This is a genomic window from Sulfurivermis fontis (assembly GCF_004001245.1).
GTDB lineage: Bacteria > Pseudomonadota > Gammaproteobacteria > Thiohalomonadales > Thiohalomonadaceae > Sulfurivermis > Sulfurivermis fontis.
On the sequence record NZ_AP018724.1, the window covers coordinates 1,726,488 to 1,749,581 of the forward strand.

The window sequence follows — 23,094 nt, forward strand, 5'->3', positions numbered from 1 at the left end:
GCGCTCAATCGCCGCCGCACCCTCCGCCGCCATCGCCGCCACAACCGGCGCCGTCACCGAGACCTCCGCTGCAACCACTGCCGCCGCAACCGATGTGCGAGGCGCAGTAGCTGCCGGTATTCTGCGTGCCTGTGGTCACCGCGCAGTCCAGGGTGTAGCGGAAGCCGTTGGGGATAGCGAGATCACTGTCGATGGAGAACAACAGGGGCAGGCGCAACGGCTGCTTCGGATCGATGCCGTCACGCGCGCAGGCCAGGCGCCAGGCGCGCCTGATGCCATCCTGGGCCAGGGTCGGCGCCGCCATCGCCTCGGCCGGGGTATGGTGCAGAAAACGGCCGAAGGCGCGGCGGCAGAACTGCTCGTAGGCGCGGGTGAACAGGATGAAGGCATGCCACGCATCATCCACCACCTGCGACGGCATCGCCACCATGCGCCGACCGGCCATGTTGCAGAGATGGAAATAGTCGCGCAGTGCCGCCAGCACCAGTTCTTCCTGCGCCGTTGTCAGGCCGGGGCGCACCTCGCGCAACTTGTTCAGCACTGCGGGGTGAAACGCGAAATCATCGATATAGGCGGCGCGGCGCCGACGCGCCGCGGACCGCCCCAGCCGCCCTGCCGCCATGGCCATGGCGGCCAGGGCCAGCAGATACAGCACCTCCATGGCCGCGGCGGTCAGATGCCGGCGCAGGAATACTCGGCCACCAGACGATGCTGCGCACCCGGCGCGAGGTTCACCACATCTTCCGCCGCGTTGGCCGTTTCCACGCACAGCATGCGCAGATAACCGTCGCTGCCGAAGTCACCCATCTTGGTCGCCTTCTCGACGCCCGGATTCCACACGATGGTGGAGGCGCTGTTGCGGCTGCGGATGATGATACGGCGTTTCAGTACCGGGTCGCGGATCTCGCAGCAGTTGCCGGTACCGAGATAGATGCGATCCACTTCGCCGGCGATGGTCACCGGCCCCCCCTGCTGCTTGCGCGCCCCGCCGTCCACCTTGTCGATATAGGCACAGCCTTCCAGGCCGTGCACGGTGGCCCGGGTCACGTCACCGACATGGAAGTAGGTGTGCAGTGCATCGCCCAGCACGTAGGGCGTGGTGCCCAGATTGGTGGTTTCCAGCTCCACCTGCAGGGTGGCGCCGACGGTAACCGTATTGCGCACACGCAACGGATGCGGCTCCTGGGCGCGGGTGGCCGGCGTATCGATCAGTTCGAAGATCAGCTGAATACGGCCGTCATCCAGCGGAGTGACCCGCAGCAGGCGCCAGTCGACGGTGCGTGCGTAACCGTGACCGGGCAACTTGGCATTGCTGGCATGCGGGCCGAACCACGGCCAGCACACCGGCACACCACCGCGTATCGACTTGCCCGCCGCATACTTGGCCTGCTCGCTGACCCACACCACCGGCGCCTGCCCCTGCGGCGCCCAGGTGGTGACGTGCGCGCCCTGCAGGGCGATGTCGGCCTGCCCCTGTGCGGTGCGCACCTCGATCAGCACGAAGCCGTCGCCGCGCTCGACGAAACGCACCTTGCCATCGATACCAAACTGCCGGTTCAACTGTTCTGCACTTGTCATGTCGCTCTCCCTCCGGGTCTCAGTGCCCAGTGTCGCCGCAGGCTAATGGAGCGGACGGCGGAAAACAAGCGGCCTAAACAAATATCCCCCGGCGCCGATAAACCCTACAAGAGCCGTCGGCAGGAGGTATCCATCATGTCCTATGAAGACTATGTGCGGCAGCTGGACGAGGCCGGGTTCGGCGATGAGCAAATGGAGCGTCTGAACCGCCAGGAGGCGGTGCATCAGGGGCGGCTGCGGGTCGATGACGAGGCCACCCGGCGTCTGCTGGCCGCTGCCGGCCAGGGCGGCAGCTACTGACGACGGGTCACCAGGCGCGCCAGTTCCATGTTCAGTTTTTTCATGTCCTGCGGCTATGCCACGATGGCAGCCATACCAGCGGCAAGGCAGCGCACCGCCGGCACCACCTGCCCCGCCGGGGTAAACTTGATGGCATTGTTGAGCTGATTGTGCAACACCTGATGCAGGCGGTTGGCATCGCCATGCACATGCCGTGACACATCATCCATTTCGGCAACGGATTGCAGTTGCTTGGCCGCCGTCTGTGTGCGGCACTCCTCGCGCACCTTGTTCACTTCCAGCTGCACCAGCCACAGCGTCACCAGCAGCAGTGCCGCGGCGACCGCCACACCGGCCAGGCTGAACAGGAGATAGGGGTAAAGCGAAAACGTTCCATGTCGTTTGGCACAACGGTTTCAGCGATGACAGGACGCGGGGCGGCGCACTGCATGCCGCCCCGGACAGCGGGATTCAGGCACGGCGCCAGGTGGTGCCGCCGGCAGCATCCTCCAGCACCACTCCCTGCGCCTTCAGCTCGTCGCGGATCCGATCGGAGGTGGCCCAATCCTTGTTCTTGCGCGCCGCCAGACGTTCGGCGATGAGGCGCTCGATCTCGGCATCGGCCAGGCCGCCTGCCGCACCACCCTGCAGGAATGCCTGCGGCTCGCGCTGCAACAGACCGAGCAGACCAGCCAGGTGCTTGAGCAACGCGCCATGCTGTGCCGCGGCGCTCTCATCGACACCACGCAGGCGGTTCACCTCGCGCGCCAGATCGAACAGCACCGCCAGCGCCTCCGGCGTGGCAAAGTCGTCGTCCATCGCCGCGTAGAAACGCGCGGCATAGTCGCCCAGCCCCTCGTCCGCCGCCGGCAGAGTCAGACCGCGCAGCGCGGTGTACAGGCCGGTAAGCGCCGCCTTGGCGCCGTCCAGGTGTTGGTCGGAGTAATTCAGCGGGCTGCGGTAGTGGCTGGCGAGGATGAAGTAGCGCACCACCTCCGGGTCGTACTTCTTGAGCACGTCGCGGATGGTGAAGAAGTTGCCCAGCGACTTGGACATCTTCTCGTTGTCCACACGCACGAAGCCGTTGTGGATCCAGTAATTGACGTACTTGCAGCCGCAGGCCGCCTCGGACTGGGCGATCTCGTTTTCATGGTGCGGGAACTGCAGGTCGAGGCCGCCACCGTGAATGTCGAAGTGATGGCCCAGGGCCTGGGTGGACATGGCGGAACATTCGATATGCCAGCCGGGACGCCCCGGCCCCCAGGGCGAATCCCAGTACGGCTCGCCCGGCTTGGCCGCCTTCCACAGCACGAAGTCCAGCGGGTCATCCTTGGCCTCGTCCACCGCCACGCGTTCGCCGGCACGCAGGTCTTCCACGTTCTTACCGGACAACTGGCCGTAGTGCTCGAACTTGCTGACATCATAGTACACGTCGCCGTTAGCGGCGGCATAGGCATAGCCCTTGTCCATCAGGGTCTGAATCATGACCAGGATTTCCCCGATGTGCAGTGTGGCGCGCGGCTCCTGGTCGGGGCGCTGCACGCCGAGGGCGTCGGCGTCTTCGTTCATGAACCCGATGAAACGATCTGTCAGTGCGGTATACGGCTCGCCGTTTTCGTTGGCGCGCTTGATGATCTTGTCGTCGATGTCGGTGATGTTGCGCACATAGGTCAGGTGCTCGGCACCATAGATCTTGCGCAGATAGCGGCTGATGACGTCGAACACCACCAGCACACGGGCATGGCCGATGTGGCAGTAGTCATACACCGTCATGCCGCACACATACATGCGTACCCGCTTGGGATCGATGGGCCGGAACGGCTCCTTGCGCTTGGTGAGGTTATTGTGGATGTGCAGATTGTGCTGATAGCTCATCGTTCGGTTGTCCGCTGCGGCCGGTCGAAACGGGAAGTGGCACGCATGATATCAGCCCGGCGGGGCAGGCAGAAGGCGCCGGTGCCTTCTGCCCCGTGTCCGGGGCTGCTATCATGGCGCCTCACTCAGGATTTAGGGAGTCTCGCCATGCATCGCCTTACCGCTTTCCTGTGCGCCCTGCTGCTCGGTCTGAGCGCCGCTGTCTGGGCCGACGAGGCCAACCCGCGCGTGCGCCTGGTCACCAACAAGGGCGACATCGTGCTGCAACTGGACCGCGCCAAGGCCCCCAAGACGGTGGAAAATTTCCTGCGTTACGTGCAGACCGGCTTCTACGACGGTACCATCTTCCACCGCGTCATCGACAACTTCATGATCCAGGGCGGCGGTTTCACCCCCGAGATGCTGCAGAAGGAAACCCGTCCCCCCATAATGAACGAGGCGGATAACGGCCTGCGCAACCTCATCGGCACCATCGCCATGGCGCGTACCGGCGACCCGCACTCCGCCACGGCGCAGTTCTTCATCAACGTCAACAACAACGACTTCCTCGACTTCCGCGAGAAGACGCCGCGTGCGTGGGGCTATGCCGTCTTCGGCCGCGTGGTAAGCGGCATGGACGTAGTCAAGGCCATCAAGGGCGTGCCGACCACCACCGTCGGCTATCACCAGAACGTGCCGGTGGAACCCATCATCATTCAACAGGCCGTCGTGCTCGACGCCGCCAACAGCAAATAATCAGGAGTCAGCATGATCAAGATGCACACCAGCATGGGCGTTATCACCCTCGAACTCGACGCCGCCAAGGCCCCGGCCACCGTCGCCAACTTCGAGCGTTATGCGCGCGAAGGTTTCTATGACGGCACCATCTTCCACCGCGTCATCGACGGTTTCATGATCCAGGGCGGTGGCCTCGATAGCGGCATGATCAACAAGCCGACCCACGAGCCCATCAAGAACGAGGCCGCCAACGGCCTGAAGAACGAGCGCGGCACCATCGCCATGGCGCGCACCAACGATCCGCACTCCGCCACCGCCCAGTTCTTCATCAACGTCAAGGACAACCACTTCCTCGACCACCGCATGCCGAGCGGCGACGGCTGGGGCTATTGCGTGTTCGGCAAGGTGGTCGACGGCATGGACGTGGTGGATCGCATCAAGAGCGTCGCCACCGGCCGTGTCAGCTTCCACCAGGACGTGCCTCTCGAACCCATCGTCATCGAGAAAGTCGAGATCGTCGACTGAGCCGATGGCCACCCTGTTCGTCTCCGACCTGCACCTGCAGGGCGAGCGCACCCCGGCCGACGGTCTGTTCCGGCATTTTCTCGCCGGTCCGGCCGCGGCGGCCGAGGCACTGTACATCCTGGGCGATCTGTTCGAGGCCTGGCTGGGTGACGATCTGGTGCTGCCGGAATATCAGGGCATCCTCGCGGCCCTGCGTGAGCTTACCGACAGCGGCGTGCCGGTATACGTGATGCACGGCAACCGTGACTTCCTGCTCGGTGCGGAATTCGCCCGCCGCACCGGCTGCACCCTACTGCCCGATCCCAGCGTCATCGACCTGTACGGCCGCCCCACCCTGCTGATGCATGGTGATCTGCTGTGCAGCGATGATCTGCCCTACCAGCAGATGCGGCGCCAGATCCGCGACCCGCGCTGGCTCGGCGCCTTCCTGGCCAAGCCGACGGAAGAGCGCATCGCCTTCGCCCGCCAGCTGCGTGACACCAGCCGCGAGGAAACCGGGCGCAAGGCCGGGTACGTAATGGACGCCAACGGAGAAACCGTGGCGACCTACCTGCACCAGTATCGGGTCGGCCGCCTGATTCACGGCCATACCCATCGACCCGGAGTACACACCCTGCCGGGGGGGGCGGAGCGCCTGGTGCTGGGCGCCTGGGAAGAACATGGCAGTGTGCTGCACTGCGACGAAACCGGCTGCCGGCTGGAAGAGTACAGGTGCGGGGGACAAGGAGCGAGGGACGAAAACTGCGCCCCACGGCGCGCCCCTGCGTATCTCGCGCCTGACGCCGTTCAGCGCCCGGGCGAATAATGCTGGTAGCCCTTGGGCAACATGAACAAGCCCGCTTCCGCCGGATACTCGGTACTGAAATCCATCAGCAGTTGTCCTTTGCCCTGGGGGTCATGTTCCTGCACCGGCAGGCCGAACTGCAGCTGCCAGGCCGGAGCGTAGGTGTTCAGCGCCAGATCACAGGGGTCATGCATGTCGGCAGGCACATCGACCAGAATGCGCGCATTCTCGCCGGCCAGCACACTGCGGAAGGCCGTCAGTGCCTGCACCACGTCGGGCAACAGGCCGTCGACCGCCACCGTCTCGTAGCACAGCTCGCCGTTGACGCTGAGACGGTACTGGTGCGGCGTCCTACCGGCAATGGCGGGCAGATCCTCCTCCGTGACCACCTGCACATGTTTGCGCTCCAGCGCCACCGGAGACTCCACCGTCACCGCCTGGGGATGGATCTCCAACACGGTGCGATCGCCGTGCGTCACGCTGTAGATGATGTTTTTCTGGCGATCGAACAGGACGAAATTGCTGGCAACATCGCCGTCATCCATGCGCATGTAGCGCGGCGTAACGATCAGCCGCGAGCTGTACGGCTCGAAGCCCGGCTCCATCACCTGATACAACACCATGGTTGCGTCCTGCGCCCAGGCCATGCCGCATACCAGCGACAGGCCAAACACCCAGCTTCGCTGCCACATCACCGTCCCCCTCATCCCACACCTTGCAAATAATCCAGCTCGGCCTCGGAAAATCCCGCCCGGCGCCGCGCCTCCAGATGAAACGGCCCCTTCAGCGGCCCTTTCATGTACTCATTGAGCAGGCCGCGATAGGTGATCTCCACCGCCAGCCCGCGCTCGGCGCAAAGATGCCGGAACCAGCGATCGCCGATGGCGACATGGCCGATCTCGTCACGCAGGATGATGTCGAGCAGAGCGCAGCCCTCCGTGTCGCCCACGGCACGCAGTTTGTCCTGGATACCGGGATTCACGTCCAGCCCGCGCGCCTCCAGGCAACGCGGCACCAGCGCCATGCGTACCAGCGGATCATGCGCGGTCTTCAGCGCCATCTCCCACAGGCCGTTGTGGCCGGGCCAATCGCCGTAGTCCGCGCCCAGCGTGTTGAGGTGAGCACGCAACAGCTCAAAGTGGTAGGCCTCCTCCTCGGCGACGCGGATCCAGTCATCGTAGAACGCGGCCGGCATGGCGCGGAAACGGTACACCGCATCCCAGGCCAGATTGATGGCGTTGAATTCGATATGGGTGAGGGCGTGGAACAGGATGGCGCGCCCCTCCAGGCTGTCGGGGCGGCGCTGCGGCAGCTCGCGCGGCAGCACCAGACGCAGGCGGGCCGGTCGGCCGGGCGTGGCGACGGTGCCAACAGGCGTGGCGTCCTCCCGCGTCAGGCGTCCCTCGCGCCAGGCCCGGGCCACGGCGCGGGTCAGCACCAGCTTGTCTTCGGCTTCACCGGCCAGCAGACAACCCAGGGCGGCATCGAACAGATTGGTCGCAGTCATGGCGCGCCATTCTAGCCCGAACGCCGCAGGACGTTCACGTCGGTTTCAGCGCCAGCACCAAGTCCATCACATTGCTGCCGGTGGGACCGGTCTGCAACAGATCGCCGCTGGCCTCCAGGAAACTGCCGGCATCGGCGCGGGCGAGACAATCGCGCGCAACGAACCCCTCCAGCTCACCCCGCGCCATGGTCTCCCCATCCACCAGGGCCCCGGCATCCTCGCCGGGTCCATCGCTGCCGTCGGTGCCGGCGGCCAGCAACACCACGGCAGAACCGGCCAACACCTGGGCCGCCGCCAGGGCCAGGTGCTGGCAACGGCCGCCGCGCCCCGGTTGTGGCGGCAGGCGCACCGTGGTCTCGCCACCCCACACATACAAGCCGGGCGGACCGGCCAGCACCTGCGCGGCCAGGGCACGGCCGCCAGCGGCGGCGTCATCCTGCAACAGGACATCATTGCCGTGGACTGTCAGCCCCCGGGACCGGCCGGATGCGATGACCGCCGCGCGGGCATCGCGGTTGCTACGCAATATCTCGGTATGAATGTGGCTGAAGCTCTCCGCGGCGGGCGGCGAGGTCTCTGCCAGCAGGACTCGCAGCCATGCCGGCAGTGCCTGCACGTCGGTCCCGCTCAGGACATCCTCGGAACGCGGCGCCACCAACAGGCCGGAGCCGATGGTGGCCGGTTCGTCTCCCGGCACATCGGAGATGAGCAGGTTGAGCACCGCATGCCCCTGCAGCCGCTCCGCCAGACGCCCCCCCTTGATGCCGGACAGTGCGCGCCGCACGCGGTTGATACGGCCGATATCCCAGCCGCTGGCCAGCAGCCAGTCGTTGGCGGCCTGCAATTGCGTCACCTCGACACCGGGGGACAGGACCTCCACCAGGGCCGAGGTTCCCCCGGAGATCAGAAAAACAACCGGCGCCTGCGGCGGCAGCGCGGCCAGAAACTCCAGCAGGGCCCGACCGGCCGCCAGGCTGCCGCTGCCGGGCACGGGATGCTCCGCCTCCAGCACCTGCAGTCGGGCATCCACCGGGCCGGCCCCGCCGTAACCCTGCTTGGTGATCACCAGGGCGCGAGCCAGGCGTGCATCGAGGACGTCGAACGCCCCCTCCATCATGGCCGGTGCGGCCTTGCCGATGGCCACGACGTAGACCGGCCCCGCCGCCGCATAGTGCGCCAGTCGCTCCCGCACGGCGACACGACCGTCCACCGCCCGCAGGGCGGCGGCATAGAGCTCCAGCAGCAGACGACGCGGTTCAGGAATCATGGTGGCAAAGGGATCGCAGCGGCGCCGCACCGGGCGCCGGCAGGAAACGGCCGGGGAATGTCTCAGGCAGTGCGGTAGGGGGAGCGGCGGCGCATGCCCGCGCCGGAACGCGGTGCGCGCTCCTTGGCCTCGTTGACACGCAACGCGCGGCCGCCGAATTCCTTGCCATCCAACTCGCGGATGGCGGCCTCGGCCCCCTCGCCCATCTCGACGAAGGCGAAGCCGCGGAAACGACCGGTTTCGCGATCATTGACGAACTTCACCGCATTCACCGCACCGAAGGCTGCAAACAGCTCGCGCACCCGATCCTCGCTGGCACTGAACGGCAGATTGCCCACGTAAATGGTCTTGCCCATGCTCCTCTCCTCCCGCCTCCACAGGCCGGGGCCTGCCGCGCGGTATTGTCGTTATGACCACACTCTGCGGTGCGGCGCAATCGAGCTTACGCCAGATGCCGGGAGCTGTCACGAAAGGCCGCAAACCGGGGAGATGGTGTCCGCCACAGGGAGCTGTGACGGGACAAATGTCAGAAAACCGTTCAGATCAGCGCCAGGCCACGCGCCAGATCCGCCTTGATATCATCCACCTCCTCCAGGCCGACGGAGATGCGGATCAGACCTTCGCCGATACCGGCCTCGCTCTTCTGCTCCGGCGACAGGCGGCCGTGGGTGGTGGTGGCGGGATGGGTGATGGTGCTCTTGGCATCGCCCAGATTGGCCGTGATGGACAGCATGCGCGTGGCGTCGATCACCGCCCAGGCCTGCTCGCGGCCGCCCTTGACCTCGAAGGCCACGATGCCGCCGTACCCCTTCTGCTGGCGGGACGCCAGTTCATGCTGCGGGTGCGAACTCAGGCCCGGATAGTAGACCCGCGCCACCTGCGGCTGCTGCTCCAGCCACAGCGCCAGGGCCAGGGCATTGGCGCTGTGCGCCTGCATGCGCAACTTGAGCGTCTCCAGTCCTTTCAGAAACACCCAGGCATTGAACGGGCTCATGGTCGGTCCGGCGGTGCGCAGAAAACCGAACACCTCCTTGCCCACCAGCGCCTCACTGCCCACCACCGCGCCGCCCAGGCAGCGCCCCTGGCCATCGATGTACTTGGTGGCGGAGTGGATCACGATATCGGCGCCGAGCTTGAGCGGCTGCTGCAAGGCCGGGGTGCAAAAGCAGTTGTCCACCGCCAGCAGGCAGCCGTGGCGATGGGCGATGTCGGCCAGGGCGCGGATGTCGGCCACCTCGGTGAGCGGATTGGACGGCGTCTCCACGAACAGCAGGCGTGTATTGGGCCGGATCGCCGCCTCCCACGCCGCCAGGTCGGTGAGCGGCACATAGCTGGCCTGCACGCCGAAACGACCCATGAAATTGTCGAACAGCACCACGGTGGAACCGAAGATGGCGCGCGAGGACACGATGTGATCGCCGCTCTTCAGCAGGCCCATGCAGGTGGACAGGATCGCCGCCATGCCGGCGCTGGTGGCGACGCAACGCTCGCCTCCCTCCAGTGCCGCCAGGCGCTGCTCGAAGGTGCGCACCGTCGGGTTGGTGAAGCGTGAATAGATATTGCCCGCCTCGCTGCCGCCGAAGCGCGCCGCCGCCTGGGCGGCGCTATCGAAACGGAAACTGGAGGTGGGGAAGATCGGCTCGCTGTGCTCACCCTCCGCCGTGCGCACCTGGCCGGCGCGCACCGCCAACGTATCGAAACCCCACTCGTCGAAATCCTGCTGATCCATCTCGTCACCTTCCACGCATTAAAAACAGGCAGTCCGCAAATGAACGCAACACACGCAACTAAAAGCCGCCACCCCGAAAAGCCCGCTCAGTCTCTGCGCGGAAACCTTGCCCTGCCAACGCCTTGACATCATTTGCGTCCATTCGCGTTCATTTGCCGACCGATTACTTCAGGCACAAAAAAACCCGCCGGCTGGAGCCAAAGCGGGTTTTTGCCCTCGCTTTAGCCGTATTTATTGAGCGCCCGCAAGCTGAGTCAAATCGGCGCTGGAACCTGAGATTAGGTAATCATCGGCGTGCTGTCAATCAGGCGTTGTTATGCATCTCGATGATGGCGCTCTCCTCGCGCTCGCGCTGTTCCTTGGCTGCTTCGCAACGGGCCCGCTCCAGACCGGCCAGATACTCCGGTGTGACATCACCAGTGATGTACTTGCCGTCGAATACCGAGGCCTCGAACCGGGTCACCGCCTTGTTCTTCTTGTGCAGCACGGCATCGATCAGATCGTCGAGATCCTGATAAACCAACCAGTCGGCACCGATGGCATCGGCGATCTGCCGCTCGTCGCGGCCATACCCGATCAGTTCCGCCGAGGTCGGCATATCGATGCCGTAGACGTTGGGGAATCGCACCGGAGGCGCCGCCGAGGCGAAATACACCTTGTTGGCACCGGCATCGCGCGCCATCTGGATGATCTCCTTGGAGGTGGTGCCGCGCACGATGGAGTCGTCCACCAGCAGCACATTCTTGCCTTTGAACTCCAGGGAAATGGCATTGAGCTTCTGGCGCACCGACTTCTTGCGCTGCTTCTGCCCGGGCATGATGAAGGTGCGGCCGATGTAACGATTCTTGATGAAGCCCTCACGGTACAGCACACCCAGCTCGTAGGACAGCTGCAACGCCGAGGTGCGACTGGTGTCGGGGATTGGAATCACCACGTCGATGTCGTGGTCGGGGAACACGCGCTTGATCTTATGCGCCAGTTTCTCACCCATGCGCAGCCGCGCCTTGTATACCGAGATGCCGTCGATGATGGAGTCGGGACGGGCGAAGTACACATACTCGAAAATGCACGGCGAAGTCACCGGGGCATCGCAGCACTGGCGGGCATGAAAGGAACCGTCCTCGCCGATGAACACCGCCTCACCCGGCATCACATCGCGCAGGCGATCGAAACCGAGGGCATCGACCGCCACACTCTCCGACGCCACCACATATTCGTCGCCGTCGCAGGTGGTGCGCTTGCCGATGAACAGTGGACGGATGGCATAGGGGTCACGGAAGGCGACGATGCCGTAGCCGATGATCATCGCCACTGCCGCATAGCCGCCCTTCACGCGCTGGTGCACGCGCGCCACGGCATCGAAGATGTCGTCCGGCAGGATACGCAGCTTGCCCTGGCGCTGCAGCTCGTGGGCGAAGACGTTGAGCAGGATTTCCGAATCGGAGGTGGTATTGATGTGGCGCAGGTCGTCGCGGAACACCTCCTCCTTCAGTGCCTCGGCATTGGTGAGATTGCCGTTGTGGGCCAGGGCGATGCCGAAGGGCGAGTTGACGTAGAACGGCTGCGCCTCGGCAGACGACGAGCAACCGGCGGTGGGATAGCGCACATGGCCGATGCCCATGTTGCCCCGCAACTTGTACATGTGACGATTTTCGAACACATCGCGCACCAGGCCGTTATCCTTGCGCAGATGCAGCCGTCCGTTGTCGCAGGTCATGATGCCGGCGGCGTCCTGTCCGCGATGCTGCAACACGGTCAGGCCATCATAGATGGCCTGATTGACCGGGCTCTTGCCTACCATGCCAATAATACCGCACATCGCAACTACCTCTGTATCCCACGGACGCCAGGGCGTCTTCAGTAACGAATGTTCTTGGCAATCTCCGGCGGCAGCCAGCCGCGGGTCCAAACCGCCAGATCCTGGAAATAGTGCATCAACGCCGAACGCTGCCACCACGGATCACGCGGCACGCTGGTGAATCCTGCCAACAGCACCAACACCGTCACCAACACGATGCCGCGCGCCAGACCGAAGGCGATGCCGATGATGCGATCGGTGCCGGACAGGCCCGTCTTCTTGATCAACTGCACCGCCAGATAGTTGATGAAGGCGGCGACCAGCAGGGTGAGAAAAAACAGTATGGCAAAGGCGACGATCAGGCGCAGCGAAGGGGTTTCGATCTGCGCGCGCAACAGGTGTTCCAGATTGTCGCTGAACATCAGTGCCACCCACACCGCCAGCACCCAGCCGGCCAGGGACAGCGCCTCGCGCGTGAAGCCGCGCCACAGACTGATGAGGATGGAGACCCCGAGGATGCCGAGAATGACGAAATCGACCCAGTTCATTGGTTGGGGCTGGGGAGTGGTTCCTAGGTGGCGGCTGGAAAGGGCGCAATTCTATCAGAAAAGCCTGGTGCGCGAGAGGTGAGCCGTCTGCTGTCTCTCCGCTCGCGCACCCTACCGTCAGTCAGGGATGCGGCACCACGATGCCGCGCTGGTCAATCTTCGCCAGCTTGGCCTGGATCGACTCGGCATCGGCGCGGGTCAGCACCGGACCGACGCGCACGCGATAGGCCGTGCCGCTGCTCAGCTTGACCCGCTCCACATAGGCGGGATAACCCTTGCCGCGCAGGCTGTCGCGCAGACGGCTGGCATTGGCCTGCTCGGAGAAGCTGCCCACCTGCACCGCCCAGCTCTCGGCGGCGGGTTGGCTGCTGGCCACCTCGGCCGGTTTGACCGGCTTCACTGTCGTCGGTGCCGGAGCCGCCGGTTTGGGCTGCGCTGCCGGTGCGGGCGCCACGACGGGAGGGGGGGCCGGCACCGCTGCAACCGGCGCGGCGGGGGCGACGGGCGCCGGTTCCGGCGGCAGTTCACGCTCCACCACCACAGGCGCCTCCACCGAGGGCGGCGGCACCTGCAACGGGATGTCGACCATGGGGGCATGGCTTTCCGGCGCCTCCGGCACATTGCTGCCGAACAGGGGGATGCCATTGCGCTTGTCCCCCTCCAGCAGCATGGGCACGAAGATCACCGCCAGCGCCACCAGCACGATGGCTCCTACCAGACGCTTTTTCAGCTGCTCGTTCAAGGTCAGTCTCCGTGCCGCGCCAGGGCTCAGGAAGGGTGGGCTGATTATACGGGGCGGGCCAAAGCCTCCGCCACTGTGTAGAAGGAACCGAACACGACGATGCGGTCTCCCGCCCGGGCCGCCGCCTGCGCCTGTGCCAATGCCGCCGTGACGTCGCCGCAGGCGGTAACCCGTTCAGCCCCCGTACCGGCGGCCGCCAGCGCCGCCGTCAGCTGCGCCGTCGTCGCGCCGCGCGGCACCTGCAGGGCCGCGGCATACCAGTGGTCGATGGCATCACGCAGTTGCCCCAGGGCGCCGGCCATGTCCTTGTCCGCCAGCATCCCCACCACCGCCAGCGTCCGCCCTGCACAGGGCATGGCCGCCAGATTGGCCGCCAGCTCGGCGGCTGCCTGCGGGTTGTGCGCCACATCGAGGATACGCACGACCTCGCCCGGCTGAATCTGGAAGCGCCCCGGCAGCGTCGCGGCCAGCAGACCGGCACGGATCTGTGCCTGGTCGAGCGGCAGGCGATGCGCCACCGCCGCCAGCGCCATCAACACGCCGGCGGCATTCTGCAATTGCGAACGGCCACGCAGGGCCGGCAGCGGCAACGCATGGCGCTCCTGCCCTCCCCCCCACCAGCGCCAGCCCTCTCCCTCCGGCCGGGCGCCGAAATCGCGGCCATAGCGGAACAGCGGCGCCCCGATGGCGGCAGCATGGTCCAAGAGGGTTTGCGGTGCATCCGGGCTGCCGTAGACGGCCGGACGGCCGCCCCGGTAGATGCCCGCCTTCTCGAAGGCGATGGCCTCGCGCGTTTCCCCCAGCCACTGGGCATGGTCGATGTCCACGGTGGTGACCAGGGCGACATCGGCATCCAGGACGTTGACCGCGTCCAGCCGCCCGCCCATGCCCACCTCCAGGATCGCCACGTCCACTCCGGCATGCCAAAAGATGTCCAGCGCCGCGAGGGTGCCGAACTCGAAATAGGTGAGGGAAATGTCGCCGCGCGCAGCGTCGATACGCGCAAAGGCGTCGCACAAGGCGGCATCATCCACCATTTCGCCGTCGAGACGCACGCGCTCGTTGTAGCGCAGCAGATGGGGCGAGGTATAGGCGCCGACGCGGTAGCCGCCGGCACGCAGGATCGCATCCAGCATGGCCACGGTGGAACCCTTGCCGTTGGTCCCGCCCACGGTGATGACCACGAAGGGCGGCGGCGCGGGATGCAGGCGGCGCAGTACGGCGGCCACCCGCTCCAAACCGAGATCGATCGTGCTGGGATGGAGGGTTTCCTGCCACTCAAGCCAGGCTGCGAGAGAATTAAAACGCATGGAAAGAGTTACAGGCTACAAGTGACAAGTGACAAGTGACAAGTCAAAACATGCGCAGCGGTTTTACTTGGTACTTGTCACTTGTAACTTGCAACTGCCGTCAAGGCGCCGGCTGGTTGGTCAGCTTGGCCAGCAGGCTGGCGATGCGATCGCGCATGTCGCGGCGATCGACGATGAGGTCGATGGCGCCCTTCTCCAGCAGGAACTCACTGCGCTGGAAGCCTTCCGGCAAGGTTTCGCGCACTGTCTGCTCGATGACGCGCGGACCGGCGAAACCGATCAGCGCCTTGGGCTCGCCGATGTGGATATCGCCCAGCATGGCGAAGCTGGCGGAGACACCGCCCATGGTGGGGTCGGTGAGCACGGAGATGAAGGGCAGGCCGCGCTCGGACAGCTTGGTCAGGGCGGCCGAGGTCTTGGCCATCTGCATCAGGGAGAAGAGCGCCTCCTGCATGCGCGCGCCGCCGGAGGCGGAGAACGTCACCAGGGGTATCCTGTGTTCGATGGCGGTGTTCACCGCGCGCACGAACTTTTCGCCCACCACCGACCCCATGGAGCCGCCCATGAAGCTGAACTCGAAGGCGGCGGCCACCAGCGGCACCCCCTTCACCTGCCCCATAATCACCACCAGGGCATCGTTTTCCGCGGTGGCCTTCTGTGCGGCCAGCAGGCGATCCTTGTAGCGTTTGCTGTCCTTGAACTTGAGGGTATCCACCGGCTGCAGGTTGCCGGCGATCTCGACACGCGGTTCGGTGTCGAGAAAGGTCTCCAACCGGCGCCGCGCGCCGATGCGCATGTGGTAGCCGCACTTGGGACAGACATCCAGGTTGCGCTCCAGCTCGGCGCGGTACAGCACGGCGTTGCAGTCCGGGCACTTGGCCCACAAGCCCTCCGGCACGGAGCGGCGCTGCGTGCCGGTGCTTTCGGTCCGGATGGTGGAGGGAAGAAATTTCTGTAACCAGCTCATGGTGGAATCCTTCGCTGCCGCCGTCAGTCAATGGGCGCCATCGAGGGCGTGGCGCAATTCGCCTATGAGACCGGCGGTCTGGGCCAATAGTGTATCAGGATCGTCGCGCAGTTCCTCGATGCGGCGCACCAGGGCGGAACCGACGATGACCGCATCGGCCACCTGGGCCACCGCCCGGGCCGACCCGGCATCCCGGATACCAAAACCGACACCCACCGGCAGGTCGGTGTGGGCACGGATGCGTTCCACCTGGGCACGCACACCGTCGACATCCAGGTGGGCGGCGCCGGTGACGCCCTTCACCGAAACGTAGTAGACGAAGCCGCTGGCCGCGCGGCAGATGGTGGCGATGCGGCTGTCGGCGGTGGTGGGCGACAGCAGAAAGATGGGGTCGATGCCGTGCGGCCGGAGCGCTGCCAGCAGCTCGCCCGCCTCCTCCGGCGGGATATCGACGGTGAGCAGGCCATCGACGCCGGCCTGCGCCGCTGCCGCGGCAAAGGCGGCATAGCCCATGGCCTCCACCGGATTGAGGTAGCCCATCAGCACCACCGGCGTAGCGGCATCCTGCTGGCGGAAGGTATGCACCATTGCCAGCACGTTGCGCAGGCTGACGTGGTGCTCCAGGGCACGCTCGCTGGCACGCTGGATGACCGGGCCGTCGGCCATCGGGTCGGAAAACGGCACGCCCAGCTCGATGACATCGGCACCGGCCGCCACCAGAGCGTGCATCAGCGGCACGGTGATCTCCGGGCGCGGGTCGCCGGCGGTGATGAAGGGGATCAGCGCCTTGCGGCCGGCGGCCTTCAGATCGGCGAATTTCTGCTGGAGCCTGCTCATACCTTGATTCCCTCCAGCGCCGCCACGGTGTGGATGTCCTTGTCGCCGCGGCCGGACAGGTTGACGATGATGACCTGGTCCTTGCCCATGGTCGGCGCCAGCTTCATGGCATAGGCCAGGGCATGGCTGGATTCCAGCGCCGGCATGATGCCCTCGGTGCGGGTCAGATCGTGGAAGGCGGCCAGCGCCTCCTCGTCGGTGGCGTAGACATAGGTGGCGCGGCCGCTGTCCTTGAGCCAGGCATGCTCGGGGCCGACGCCGGGGTAGTCGAGGCCGGCAGAGACCGAATGGGACTCGATGATCTGGCCGTCCTCGTCTTCCATCAGATAGGTGCGGTTGCCGTGCAGCACGCCGGGACGACCGGTGGCAAAACGCGCGGCATGGCGGCCGCTTTCGATGCCCTCACCGCCGGCCTCGACCCCGTACAGCTTGACCGCCTCGTCGGCGAGGTAGGGATAGAACAGGCCCATGGCGTTGGAGCCGCCACCGACGCAGGCCACCAGGGCGTCGGGCAGGCGCCCCTCCTGCGCCAGGCACTGCTCGCGCGCCTCGCGGCCGATGACCGACTGGAAGTTGCGCACCATCGCCGGATAGGGATGGGGCCCGGCCACGGTGCCGATGATGTAGAAGGTGTCGTCGATGTTGGTGACCCAGTCGCGCATCGCCTCGTTGAGCGCATCCTTCAGGGTCTTGGAGCCGGAGGACACCGGCACGACCTCGGCGCCGAGCAGGCGCATGCGGAACACGTTGATCTTCTGCCGCTCCACGTCGGTGGCGCCCATGTAGACCACGCACTTGAGGCCGAGGCGCGCCGCGACGGTGGCGGTGGCCACGCCGTGCTGGCCGGCGCCGGTCTCGGCGATGATGCGGGTCTTGCCCATGCGCTTGGCCAGCAGGGCCTGACCGATGGTGTTGTTGATCTTGTGCGCGCCGGTGTGGTTGAGGTCCTCGCGCTTGAGGTAAATCTTCGCCCCGCCCAGCTTTTCGGTCCAGCGCTCCGCCAGGTACAGCGGCGAGGGCCGGCCGACGAACTGCTTGAGGTCGTACTCGAACTCGGCGATGAACTCCGCGTCGTCCTTGTAGCGCTCATAGGCCAGGCGCAGCTCTTCCAGCGGCCCCATCAGGGTTTCCGCCACGAAGCGGCCGCCGTAGGGGCCGAAATGGCCACCGGCATCCGGCAGTTGTTGCAGCTCGGCGCCACTCATGGGTTTATCGGTCTTGGGCACTCTCTACACCTCGCATAAATGCCGCCATTTTCTCGGCACTCTTGATTCCCCTGGCCTGCTCCACCCCGCCGCTCACATCGACGGCGTAGGGTCGGGCAGTGGCGATGGCCTCGGCCACGTTGTCCGGGGTCAGACCACCGGCCAGGATGACGGGTTTGTCCAGCTTTTGCGGTACGCGCGCCCAGTCGAAGCTCCGCCCGGTGCCGCCCGCCGCGCCCGGGACATAGGTATCCAGCAGCAACCCCTGGGCATCGGCATAGCGCCGCGCTTCGGCCGCCACGTCGAGGCCGTCGCGCATGCGCAGGGCCTTGAGATACGGCCGGCCGAAGGCGCCGCAATAGGCCGGGGCCTCGTCGCCGTGGAATTGCAGCACATCGAGGGGGACGGCCTGCAACACCTCCAGCACCTCGGCCGCCGGGGCGTCCACGAACAGGCCCACCACACTGACGAAGGGGGGCAGCGCCGCGCACACCGCCTGCGCCTGCGCCACGGTCACGGCACGCGGGCTGGGGGCATAGAACACCAGACCGATGGCATCGGCGCCGAGACGGGCCGCGGCGATGCCGTCTTCCGGGCGGGTAATGCCGCAGATTTTCACTCGTGTACGCATGAAGGGGCGCAGATTACCAAACCAGCGCAGGGGGCGGAAGCGGCGGAATCCCGAACTCCGGCGGATAGTCGATGCGCACCAGGTACAGACCCCAGGGCTGTGCCGTCACGCCGCCGGCGCTGCGGTCGCGCGATTCCAGCACCTCCCGGCTCCACTCCACCGGCCGCTCGCCGGCGCCGATGGCCATCAGCACCCCGGCGATGTTGCGCACCATGTGGTGCAGGAAACCGTTGGCCTCGATGTCCAGCAGGATCAGTTCGCCCTGGCGCTGCACATCCAGTCGGTACAGGGTACGCACCGGGCTGCGCGCCTGGCAGGCCACGGCGCGGTAGGAGGAAAAGTCGTGTTCACCGAGCAGGGGCTGTGCCGCCGCCGCCATGCGCTCCGCATCGAGCGGACGGTAGTCGAAACACACCCGCCGCGACAGCAGCGCGGGCCGGTAGGGGCGGTTGAGAATGACATAGCGATAGGCACGGCGGCGGGCGGAAAAGCGGGCATGGAAATCATCGGCCACCGGCCGCGCCCAGCGCAGGGCGATGTCCGGCGGCAGGTGGGAGTTGCCGCCCATCACCCAGGCGTGCATCGGCCGCACCGCCCCGGTATCGAAGTGGATCACCTGGCCGCTGGCGTGCACCCCCGCGTCGGTGCGCCCGCCGCAGACCACCTCCACCGGATGGTTAGCAATACGCGACAGGGCCTCCTGCACCCGCGCCTGCAGGGTGTTGGGGTCGTGGGACTGCGCCTGCCAGCCGCCGTAACGGCTGCCGTCGTACTCAATGCCTGCGGCGATACGCATAGGAAGTTCAACTACAGATTTAAAAAGCCTTAAACGCAAAGACGCCAAGGACGCCAAGTTCGCAAAGGAAATAACCTGTTCAAACTTTGCGTCCTTGGCGTCCTTGGCGCCTTTGCGTTTAATGTCTTTGAGCTTCGCGAAAAAAACAAACGTCCCCGGCGGGTGGCCCGGCCGGGGACGTTCATTGTACTGCCTGAAGGGTCAGGAAAGCTGGTTGAGCAGTTCCTGGGCCTGGGCCTTCTGTTTGTCGTCGCCCTCGACCAACACCTCGTTGAGGATGCTGCGCGCGCTGTCCGGCTCACCCATGTCCACATAGGCGCGGGCCAGGTCCAGCTTGGTGCCGACGGCGTCGAGATCGCCGAGGTCCAGATCGCCAAGGTCACCCAGGTCCAGCTCTCCCGCCGGCGCCTCCTCCAGCACCGGTTCCATTGCAACCTCTGTGGCAGGCGCCTCGGCTGCCGCCTCCTCGCCGAGGTCCAGACCCAAATCACCCAACTCGAAGTCAAGGGCGGGCTCTTCCTTCTTGGCCGCCGGCACCGCCTCGGCAGCCGGGGCCCCAGCCTCCGCCTCATCGAAGGTGAGGTCACCCAGGTCAAACTCCATGGATGGTTCGGTCTGAATGGCTTCCGCCGCGGGCTCCGCGGCCGGTGCCGGAGCCGGCTCGGCTGCGATCTCATTCTCCAGACCGCTCAGGTCAAATACCACATCGGCCGGTTCCTCGGCCGCCGGCTTCTTGGCCGCCAGCGCCGGGGCAGGCGTGGCCGCAGATTCATCCTCCAGATCGGAGAAATCCACACCCAGGTCGAGATTGAAGGCGGTACCACCGTCCTCGGACGAGGACTCCATATCCTCCGCCAGGGCATCCAGATCGAGGCCGATATCCAACACCTCGCCACCGGCGTCGTGCCCGCCCAGTTCCAGCCCGGCGCCGGCTTCCGGTGCCGCACTGAACATCGGATTGTCGGGACACAGTTCGTGGCCCATGACCAGGACCTTGCCCCACAGCGGGCCGTTGCCCTCCAGGGCGTTGAACACCTCGTCGGCCAGCGGCTCAAAGGCGGCGCGGTCCTTGGTGGAGTAGTACACCTCCAGCAGCTTCACCTTGATGTCGTGGCGCTCGGGATGACTGTTCAGCGCCTCCTTGAGCAACTCCTCCGCCTGCTGGTAACGACCGTAGGCCATGTAGACATCGGCCTCGGTGAGCGGGTCGACCTCCGCTTCGCCGCCTTGCAGGCTGTTCATGCCGCTGACGGCCAGATCGCTGAACAGCGAACTCTCCTCGGACGGCACACCGGAGGCCGTGGTCTTGGAGTTGAGCAGCGAGGTGCCACCGGCGGTCAGGATGCTTTCGCTGAAACCGGGACCACCGGCACGGCGGCGCTTGATCATCAGGCCGACCAGCACCAGCAGGGCCAGCACCACGGCGCCGGCGCCCCCCAGCATCAGCGGATCAGCCAGAAGCTCGTCCAGCAGGCTGGGCTGGGCTACCGGGGCCGGCTTCGGCTTGGCGGCCGGCTTCGGCTTGGCCGGCGCGGCCGGCTTCTTGGGTTCTTCCACCACCGGCTTGGCTTCCTCCGCCGGGACAGCCGGCTTCGGCTCCTCCACCACCGGGGCGGCGGTGGCAGGCTCGGTAGCCGGAGCCGCAGCAACCGGGGCGGCCGGCGTCTCGGCCGGGGCCGGTTCGGTGGCCGGCGCTGCCGGAGCCGCGGGAGTGGCCGGGGCCTGTCCCATCTGTTGCTGCAGGGCCGCCAGGTCGGAATCCTTCAGAGTCAGCAGGCGCTGCATGGAGGACAGCTGGTCTTCCAGCTCCTGCATGCGCTTCTTCAACTGCTCGTTTTCGCGCAGCTGCGCCTCGGCCGTTTCCTGCGCCAGCAACAACTCTTTGCGCATATTGTCGACGGTGGCAGCATCGTCGCCCGTCCCCCCCGCCTGCTTGCCCTCGCCTTCCGGTGCCACCAGCTTGAGGCGCGGCTCCGCCGGGGCGGCCACGGCGCGGGACGCCTGTGCCGTGCTGGCGGTCGTCGGGCGCTCGCCTGCGGCGGCACCCGCCCGCATGGCCTGATCCTGCCAGGCACGGTTCTGTGCACTGATGGCACGCACCGCCTCGGCATGGCTCATGGCGGTGATCATCGCCGGGTCATCGATGCGCAGCACGTAACCCATTTTCAGACGATTGACGTTGTTGTCGTAGAAGGCCTCGGGGTTGGCCTTGAGCAGGGCCATCATCATCTGCTGGGTGGTTACCGACTTGTTCGGGCGCATGCGGCTGGCAATGGACCACAGGGTCTCGTCGGCCTTGACCGGGCCATAGCTCAACCCGCCGCGGGGCAGGGTGCTGGCGCGCGCCGGCGCGGTGGCCGGAGCGGTGCCGCTCACGATGGCCGGCGCGACTGCTGTCGGGGCCGTGCGGGTGGCAGCGGGAGCGGCGGTGGTGGCAACCACCGGGGCCTGCACGGCGGGGGGCTCTTCCTGGCCCATGCCCGGCGGGTCGATGAGCACGGTGTACTCACGCAGCAGACGGCCGGAACTCCAGCTGGCCTCCACCAGGAAGCTCAGGAAGGGTTCCCGGATGGGTTCGGTGGAGGTGATCTTGATGTAGTGGCGGCCATCGCGGTGCTCGGCGTTGAAGCGCAGGAACATCAGCGCGGCAGGGCGATCCAGGCCGACCCGGGCGAAAGTCTCGTAGGAGGCAAGATTGACCTTGAGGGATTCCGCCTCGTCGGCAGAGACGGACAACAGTTCGATTTCCGCATCAAACGGCTGGTTCAGGGCAGAACGTAGTTTGATGTCCCCCATCCCCAAGGCATAGGCCGCTGATGGCAAAACGAACAATAGCGACAGCAACGGGTAGGCCAGCTTTCGCACCATCCTCACTCCCTAGTTATCCCCCCCGGACCGGCGTCCACATGGCGGGCTTTTAGTATTCCTGAACGGGCAGTTGAGACGTCTTCCTCTCAACAAGCTTTATGTATCGGCACTAACTTTAACTCACATATAGTCTTTTACCAAGACCTGAGCGATTTGAATACAGTTCAATGCGCCCCCTTTGCGCACATTGTCCCCCACCAACCACATATCCACAGCGTTTTGATGGGAAATATCCTGCCGTATCCGCCCCACAAATACGGCATCCTCGCCCGCAGCCTCGGTCACCGGGGTGGGCCGCTCTTCGTCGATAGCCACGCCTGGCGCGTTTTGTAACAGTTCCCGCACGCGGGACGCTGTGATCCTGTCGCGGGTTTCGATGTGCAGCGCCATGGCGTGTCCGTAAAAAACCGGCACGCGCACCGTGGTGGGATTCACGCCGATGGCCTCGTCGCCGAGGATTTTGCGCGTCTCCCACACCATTTTCATCTCTTCGCGGGTGTAGCCGTTGTCCTCCGGCGCACCGATGTGCGGCAGGATATTGAAGGCAATCTGCCTGGAAAAAACCGGGGTTTCGATGCCGCGCATGTTGAGCAGGTCGGCGGTCTGGCGGCCCAGTTCCTCCAGCCCGGCACGGCCGGCGCCGGACACCGCCTGATAGGTGGCGACATTGATGCGCGTGATGCCGGCGGCATCATAGATCGGCTTGAGGGCAGTCAGCATCAGCACCGTGCAGGCATTGGGATTGGCGATGATGCGCCGCGCCTGCCAGCCGGCCAGGGCCTCGGGGTTGACCTCGGCCACCACCAGCGGCACATCCGGCTCCATGCGGAACAGGCCGCTGTCATCGATGACCACGCAGCCAGCGGCGGTGGCTTGCGGGACATAGGCGGCGGAAATCTCGGTGTCGGCGCAGAAAAAGGCCAGCTGTACCTGGGAAAAATCGAAGCGGGCGACATCCCCCACCCGCAGGTGGCTGCCCTTGAACTCCACCCGGCCGCCGGCCTCGTCGGCCGTGTCCAGCGGATGGAGCCTGCCGAGGGGAAAATCCCGCTCGGCGAGGAGGGTGACCAGCGTCTCCCCCACCAGGGAGGAGACACCGACCACGGCTACATCAAATACTCTGCTCATGTA

24 protein-coding genes are annotated in these 23,094 nt (G+C 65.8%); 4 read left to right on the forward strand and 20 right to left on the reverse strand.

What is annotated here, in order from left to right; genetic code table 11:
* Positions 1 to 4: 4 nt before the first annotated feature.
* Positions 5 to 661: a glycine-rich domain-containing protein gene (locus tag EP379_RS08815; protein ID WP_127477448.1), complete on the reverse strand. Its 657-nt coding sequence runs from the start codon at positions 659 to 661 to the stop codon at positions 5 to 7.
* 11 nt (positions 662 to 672) lie between these two features.
* Positions 673 to 1,578 (reverse strand): D-hexose-6-phosphate mutarotase, encoded by a 906-nt coding sequence (locus EP379_RS08820; protein ID WP_127477449.1) that lies wholly within the window; start codon positions 1,576 to 1,578, stop codon positions 673 to 675.
* A 135-nt stretch (positions 1,579 to 1,713) separates the two neighbouring features.
* Here EP379_RS08820 and EP379_RS16365 point away from each other — a divergent pair, with 135 nt between their 5' ends.
* On the forward strand, positions 1,714 to 1,878 hold the full coding sequence (locus EP379_RS16365; protein ID WP_172600427.1) for a hypothetical protein: 165 nt from the start codon (positions 1,714 to 1,716) through the stop codon (positions 1,876 to 1,878).
* Between the two features lie 53 nt (positions 1,879 to 1,931).
* Here EP379_RS16365 and EP379_RS08825 read toward each other — a convergent pair whose 3' ends face one another.
* On the reverse strand, positions 1,932 to 2,207 hold the full coding sequence (locus EP379_RS08825; protein ID WP_127477450.1) for a hypothetical protein: 276 nt from the start codon (positions 2,205 to 2,207) through the stop codon (positions 1,932 to 1,934).
* A gap of 121 nt (positions 2,208 to 2,328) precedes the next feature.
* Positions 2,329 to 3,732 (reverse strand): cysteine--tRNA ligase, encoded by a 1,404-nt coding sequence (gene cysS / locus EP379_RS08830; RefSeq protein WP_127477451.1) that lies wholly within the window; start codon positions 3,730 to 3,732, stop codon positions 2,329 to 2,331.
* Between the two features lie 147 nt (positions 3,733 to 3,879).
* Between cysS and EP379_RS08835 the strand changes: the two genes are divergently transcribed.
* From EP379_RS08835 to EP379_RS08845, 3 genes are read left to right on the forward strand one after another with little or no spacing between them, the layout of a single operon-like run.
* On the forward strand, positions 3,880 to 4,467 hold the full coding sequence (locus EP379_RS08835) for a peptidylprolyl isomerase (protein ID WP_127477452.1): 588 nt from the start codon (positions 3,880 to 3,882) through the stop codon (positions 4,465 to 4,467).
* Positions 4,468 to 4,479: 12 nt separating this feature from the next.
* Positions 4,480 to 4,974 carry a peptidylprolyl isomerase gene (locus tag EP379_RS08840; protein ID WP_127477453.1) on the forward strand — a complete coding sequence of 165 codons (495 nt, stop codon included), beginning with the start codon at positions 4,480 to 4,482 and terminating at the stop codon, positions 4,972 to 4,974.
* Between the two features lie 4 nt (positions 4,975 to 4,978).
* Positions 4,979 to 5,779 carry a UDP-2,3-diacylglucosamine diphosphatase gene (locus EP379_RS08845; protein ID WP_127477454.1) on the forward strand — a complete coding sequence of 267 codons (801 nt, stop codon included), beginning with the start codon at positions 4,979 to 4,981 and terminating at the stop codon, positions 5,777 to 5,779.
* Here EP379_RS08845 and EP379_RS08850 read toward each other — a convergent pair.
* The 16 genes from EP379_RS08850 to EP379_RS08925 form a co-directional block, all read right to left on the reverse strand.
* Positions 5,761 to 6,450, reverse strand: coding sequence for a hypothetical protein (locus EP379_RS08850; protein WP_127477455.1), 690 nt, complete (start codon positions 6,448 to 6,450; stop codon positions 5,761 to 5,763). The genes EP379_RS08845 and EP379_RS08850 overlap by 19 nt on opposite strands.
* 11 nt (positions 6,451 to 6,461) lie before the next feature.
* On the reverse strand, positions 6,462 to 7,265 hold the full coding sequence (locus EP379_RS08855) for a ferritin-like domain-containing protein (RefSeq protein ID WP_127477456.1): 804 nt from the start codon (positions 7,263 to 7,265) through the stop codon (positions 6,462 to 6,464).
* A 34-nt stretch (positions 7,266 to 7,299) separates the two neighbouring features.
* Positions 7,300 to 8,532 carry a glycerate kinase type-2 family protein gene (locus tag EP379_RS08860; RefSeq protein ID WP_127477457.1) on the reverse strand — a complete coding sequence of 411 codons (1,233 nt, stop codon included), beginning with the start codon at positions 8,530 to 8,532 and terminating at the stop codon, positions 7,300 to 7,302.
* Positions 8,533 to 8,594: 62 nt separating this feature from the next.
* Positions 8,595 to 8,888: an RNA recognition motif domain-containing protein gene (locus tag EP379_RS08865; protein ID WP_127477458.1), complete on the reverse strand. Its 294-nt coding sequence runs from the start codon at positions 8,886 to 8,888 to the stop codon at positions 8,595 to 8,597.
* 182 nt (positions 8,889 to 9,070) lie between these two features.
* Entirely contained in the window at positions 9,071 to 10,261 is a 1,191-nt protein-coding gene (locus EP379_RS08870; protein WP_127477459.1) for an O-succinylhomoserine sulfhydrylase, read from the reverse strand.
* A 304-nt stretch (positions 10,262 to 10,565) separates the two neighbouring features.
* On the reverse strand, positions 10,566 to 12,080 hold the full coding sequence (gene purF, locus EP379_RS08875; protein ID WP_127477460.1) for an amidophosphoribosyltransferase: 1,515 nt from the start codon (positions 12,078 to 12,080) through the stop codon (positions 10,566 to 10,568).
* A 38-nt stretch (positions 12,081 to 12,118) separates the two neighbouring features.
* Positions 12,119 to 12,607, reverse strand: coding sequence for a CvpA family protein (locus EP379_RS08880; protein WP_127477461.1), 489 nt, complete (start codon positions 12,605 to 12,607; stop codon positions 12,119 to 12,121).
* A 121-nt stretch (positions 12,608 to 12,728) separates the two neighbouring features.
* Positions 12,729 to 13,349, reverse strand: coding sequence for an SPOR domain-containing protein (locus EP379_RS08885; RefSeq protein WP_127477462.1), 621 nt, complete (start codon positions 13,347 to 13,349; stop codon positions 12,729 to 12,731).
* A gap of 44 nt (positions 13,350 to 13,393) precedes the next feature.
* Positions 13,394 to 14,659: a bifunctional tetrahydrofolate synthase/dihydrofolate synthase gene (gene folC / locus EP379_RS08890; RefSeq protein WP_127477463.1), complete on the reverse strand. Its 1,266-nt coding sequence runs from the start codon at positions 14,657 to 14,659 to the stop codon at positions 13,394 to 13,396.
* Between the two features lie 100 nt (positions 14,660 to 14,759).
* The gene (accD, locus tag EP379_RS08895; protein WP_127477464.1) at positions 14,760 to 15,626 is read right to left on the reverse strand and encodes an acetyl-CoA carboxylase, carboxyltransferase subunit beta; all 867 of its coding nucleotides are present in this window, start codon (positions 15,624 to 15,626) and stop codon (positions 14,760 to 14,762) included.
* Between the two features lie 27 nt (positions 15,627 to 15,653).
* The gene (gene trpA / locus EP379_RS08900; RefSeq protein ID WP_127477465.1) at positions 15,654 to 16,463 is read right to left on the reverse strand and encodes a tryptophan synthase subunit alpha; all 810 of its coding nucleotides are present in this window, start codon (positions 16,461 to 16,463) and stop codon (positions 15,654 to 15,656) included.
* Positions 16,460 to 17,668 carry a tryptophan synthase subunit beta gene (gene trpB, locus EP379_RS08905; RefSeq protein ID WP_127478879.1) on the reverse strand — a complete coding sequence of 403 codons (1,209 nt, stop codon included), beginning with the start codon at positions 17,666 to 17,668 and terminating at the stop codon, positions 16,460 to 16,462. Before trpB ends, trpA begins: the two co-directional genes overlap by 4 nt.
* Positions 17,669 to 17,672: 4 nt before the next feature.
* Positions 17,673 to 18,299 carry a phosphoribosylanthranilate isomerase gene (locus EP379_RS08910; RefSeq protein ID WP_127477466.1) on the reverse strand — a complete coding sequence of 209 codons (627 nt, stop codon included), beginning with the start codon at positions 18,297 to 18,299 and terminating at the stop codon, positions 17,673 to 17,675.
* Positions 18,300 to 18,312: 13 nt separating this feature from the next.
* Positions 18,313 to 19,095 (reverse strand): tRNA pseudouridine(38-40) synthase TruA, encoded by a 783-nt coding sequence (gene truA, locus EP379_RS08915; protein WP_127477467.1) that lies wholly within the window; start codon positions 19,093 to 19,095, stop codon positions 18,313 to 18,315.
* 201 nt (positions 19,096 to 19,296) lie between these two features.
* Positions 19,297 to 21,963, reverse strand: a complete 2,667-nt coding sequence (locus EP379_RS08920; RefSeq protein ID WP_127477468.1) for a motility hub landmark protein FimV — start codon at positions 21,961 to 21,963, stop codon at positions 19,297 to 19,299.
* A gap of 120 nt (positions 21,964 to 22,083) precedes the next feature.
* The gene (locus EP379_RS08925) at positions 22,084 to 23,091 is read right to left on the reverse strand and encodes an aspartate-semialdehyde dehydrogenase (protein WP_127477469.1); all 1,008 of its coding nucleotides are present in this window, start codon (positions 23,089 to 23,091) and stop codon (positions 22,084 to 22,086) included.
* Between the last annotated feature and the right edge of the window lie 3 nt (positions 23,092 to 23,094).

Excerpts from the sequence above, each read along its gene's own strand:
- EP379_RS08815 (WP_127477448.1), bottom strand. The coding sequence starts at position 661 with ATGGAGGTGCTGTATCTGCTGGCCCTGGCCGCCATGGCCATGGCGGCA.
- EP379_RS08820 (WP_127477449.1), bottom strand. The coding sequence starts at position 1,578 with ATGACAAGTGCAGAACAGTTGAACCGGCAGTTTGGTATCGATGGCAAG.
- EP379_RS16365 (WP_172600427.1), top strand. The coding sequence starts at position 1,714 with ATGTCCTATGAAGACTATGTGCGGCAGCTGGACGAGGCCGGGTTCGGC.
- cysS (WP_127477451.1), bottom strand. The coding sequence starts at position 3,732 with ATGAGCTATCAGCACAATCTGCACATCCACAATAACCTCACCAAGCGC.
- EP379_RS08835 (WP_127477452.1), top strand. The coding sequence starts at position 3,880 with ATGCATCGCCTTACCGCTTTCCTGTGCGCCCTGCTGCTCGGTCTGAGC.
- EP379_RS08840 (WP_127477453.1), top strand. The coding sequence starts at position 4,480 with ATGATCAAGATGCACACCAGCATGGGCGTTATCACCCTCGAACTCGAC.
- EP379_RS08845 (WP_127477454.1), top strand. The coding sequence starts at position 4,979 with ATGGCCACCCTGTTCGTCTCCGACCTGCACCTGCAGGGCGAGCGCACC.
- EP379_RS08850 (WP_127477455.1), bottom strand. The coding sequence starts at position 6,450 with ATGTGGCAGCGAAGCTGGGTGTTTGGCCTGTCGCTGGTATGCGGCATG.
- EP379_RS08855 (WP_127477456.1), bottom strand. The coding sequence starts at position 7,265 with ATGACTGCGACCAATCTGTTCGATGCCGCCCTGGGTTGTCTGCTGGCC.
- EP379_RS08860 (WP_127477457.1), bottom strand. The coding sequence starts at position 8,532 with ATGATTCCTGAACCGCGTCGTCTGCTGCTGGAGCTCTATGCCGCCGCC.
- EP379_RS08865 (WP_127477458.1), bottom strand. The coding sequence starts at position 8,888 with ATGGGCAAGACCATTTACGTGGGCAATCTGCCGTTCAGTGCCAGCGAG.
- EP379_RS08870 (WP_127477459.1), bottom strand. The coding sequence starts at position 10,261 with ATGGATCAGCAGGATTTCGACGAGTGGGGTTTCGATACGTTGGCGGTG.
- purF (WP_127477460.1), bottom strand. The coding sequence starts at position 12,080 with ATGTGCGGTATTATTGGCATGGTAGGCAAGAGCCCGGTCAATCAGGCC.
- EP379_RS08880 (WP_127477461.1), bottom strand. The coding sequence starts at position 12,607 with ATGAACTGGGTCGATTTCGTCATTCTCGGCATCCTCGGGGTCTCCATC.
- folC (WP_127477463.1), bottom strand. The coding sequence starts at position 14,659 with ATGCGTTTTAATTCTCTCGCAGCCTGGCTTGAGTGGCAGGAAACCCTC.
- accD (WP_127477464.1), bottom strand. The coding sequence starts at position 15,626 with ATGAGCTGGTTACAGAAATTTCTTCCCTCCACCATCCGGACCGAAAGC.
- trpA (WP_127477465.1), bottom strand. The coding sequence starts at position 16,463 with ATGAGCAGGCTCCAGCAGAAATTCGCCGATCTGAAGGCCGCCGGCCGC.
- trpB (WP_127478879.1), bottom strand. The coding sequence starts at position 17,668 with ATGAGTGGCGCCGAGCTGCAACAACTGCCGGATGCCGGTGGCCATTTC.
- EP379_RS08910 (WP_127477466.1), bottom strand. The coding sequence starts at position 18,299 with ATGCGTACACGAGTGAAAATCTGCGGCATTACCCGCCCGGAAGACGGC.
- truA (WP_127477467.1), bottom strand. The coding sequence starts at position 19,095 with ATGCGTATCGCCGCAGGCATTGAGTACGACGGCAGCCGTTACGGCGGC.
- EP379_RS08920 (WP_127477468.1), bottom strand. The coding sequence starts at position 21,963 with ATGGTGCGAAAGCTGGCCTACCCGTTGCTGTCGCTATTGTTCGTTTTG.
- EP379_RS08925 (WP_127477469.1), bottom strand. The coding sequence starts at position 23,091 with ATGAGCAGAGTATTTGATGTAGCCGTGGTCGGTGTCTCCTCCCTGGTG.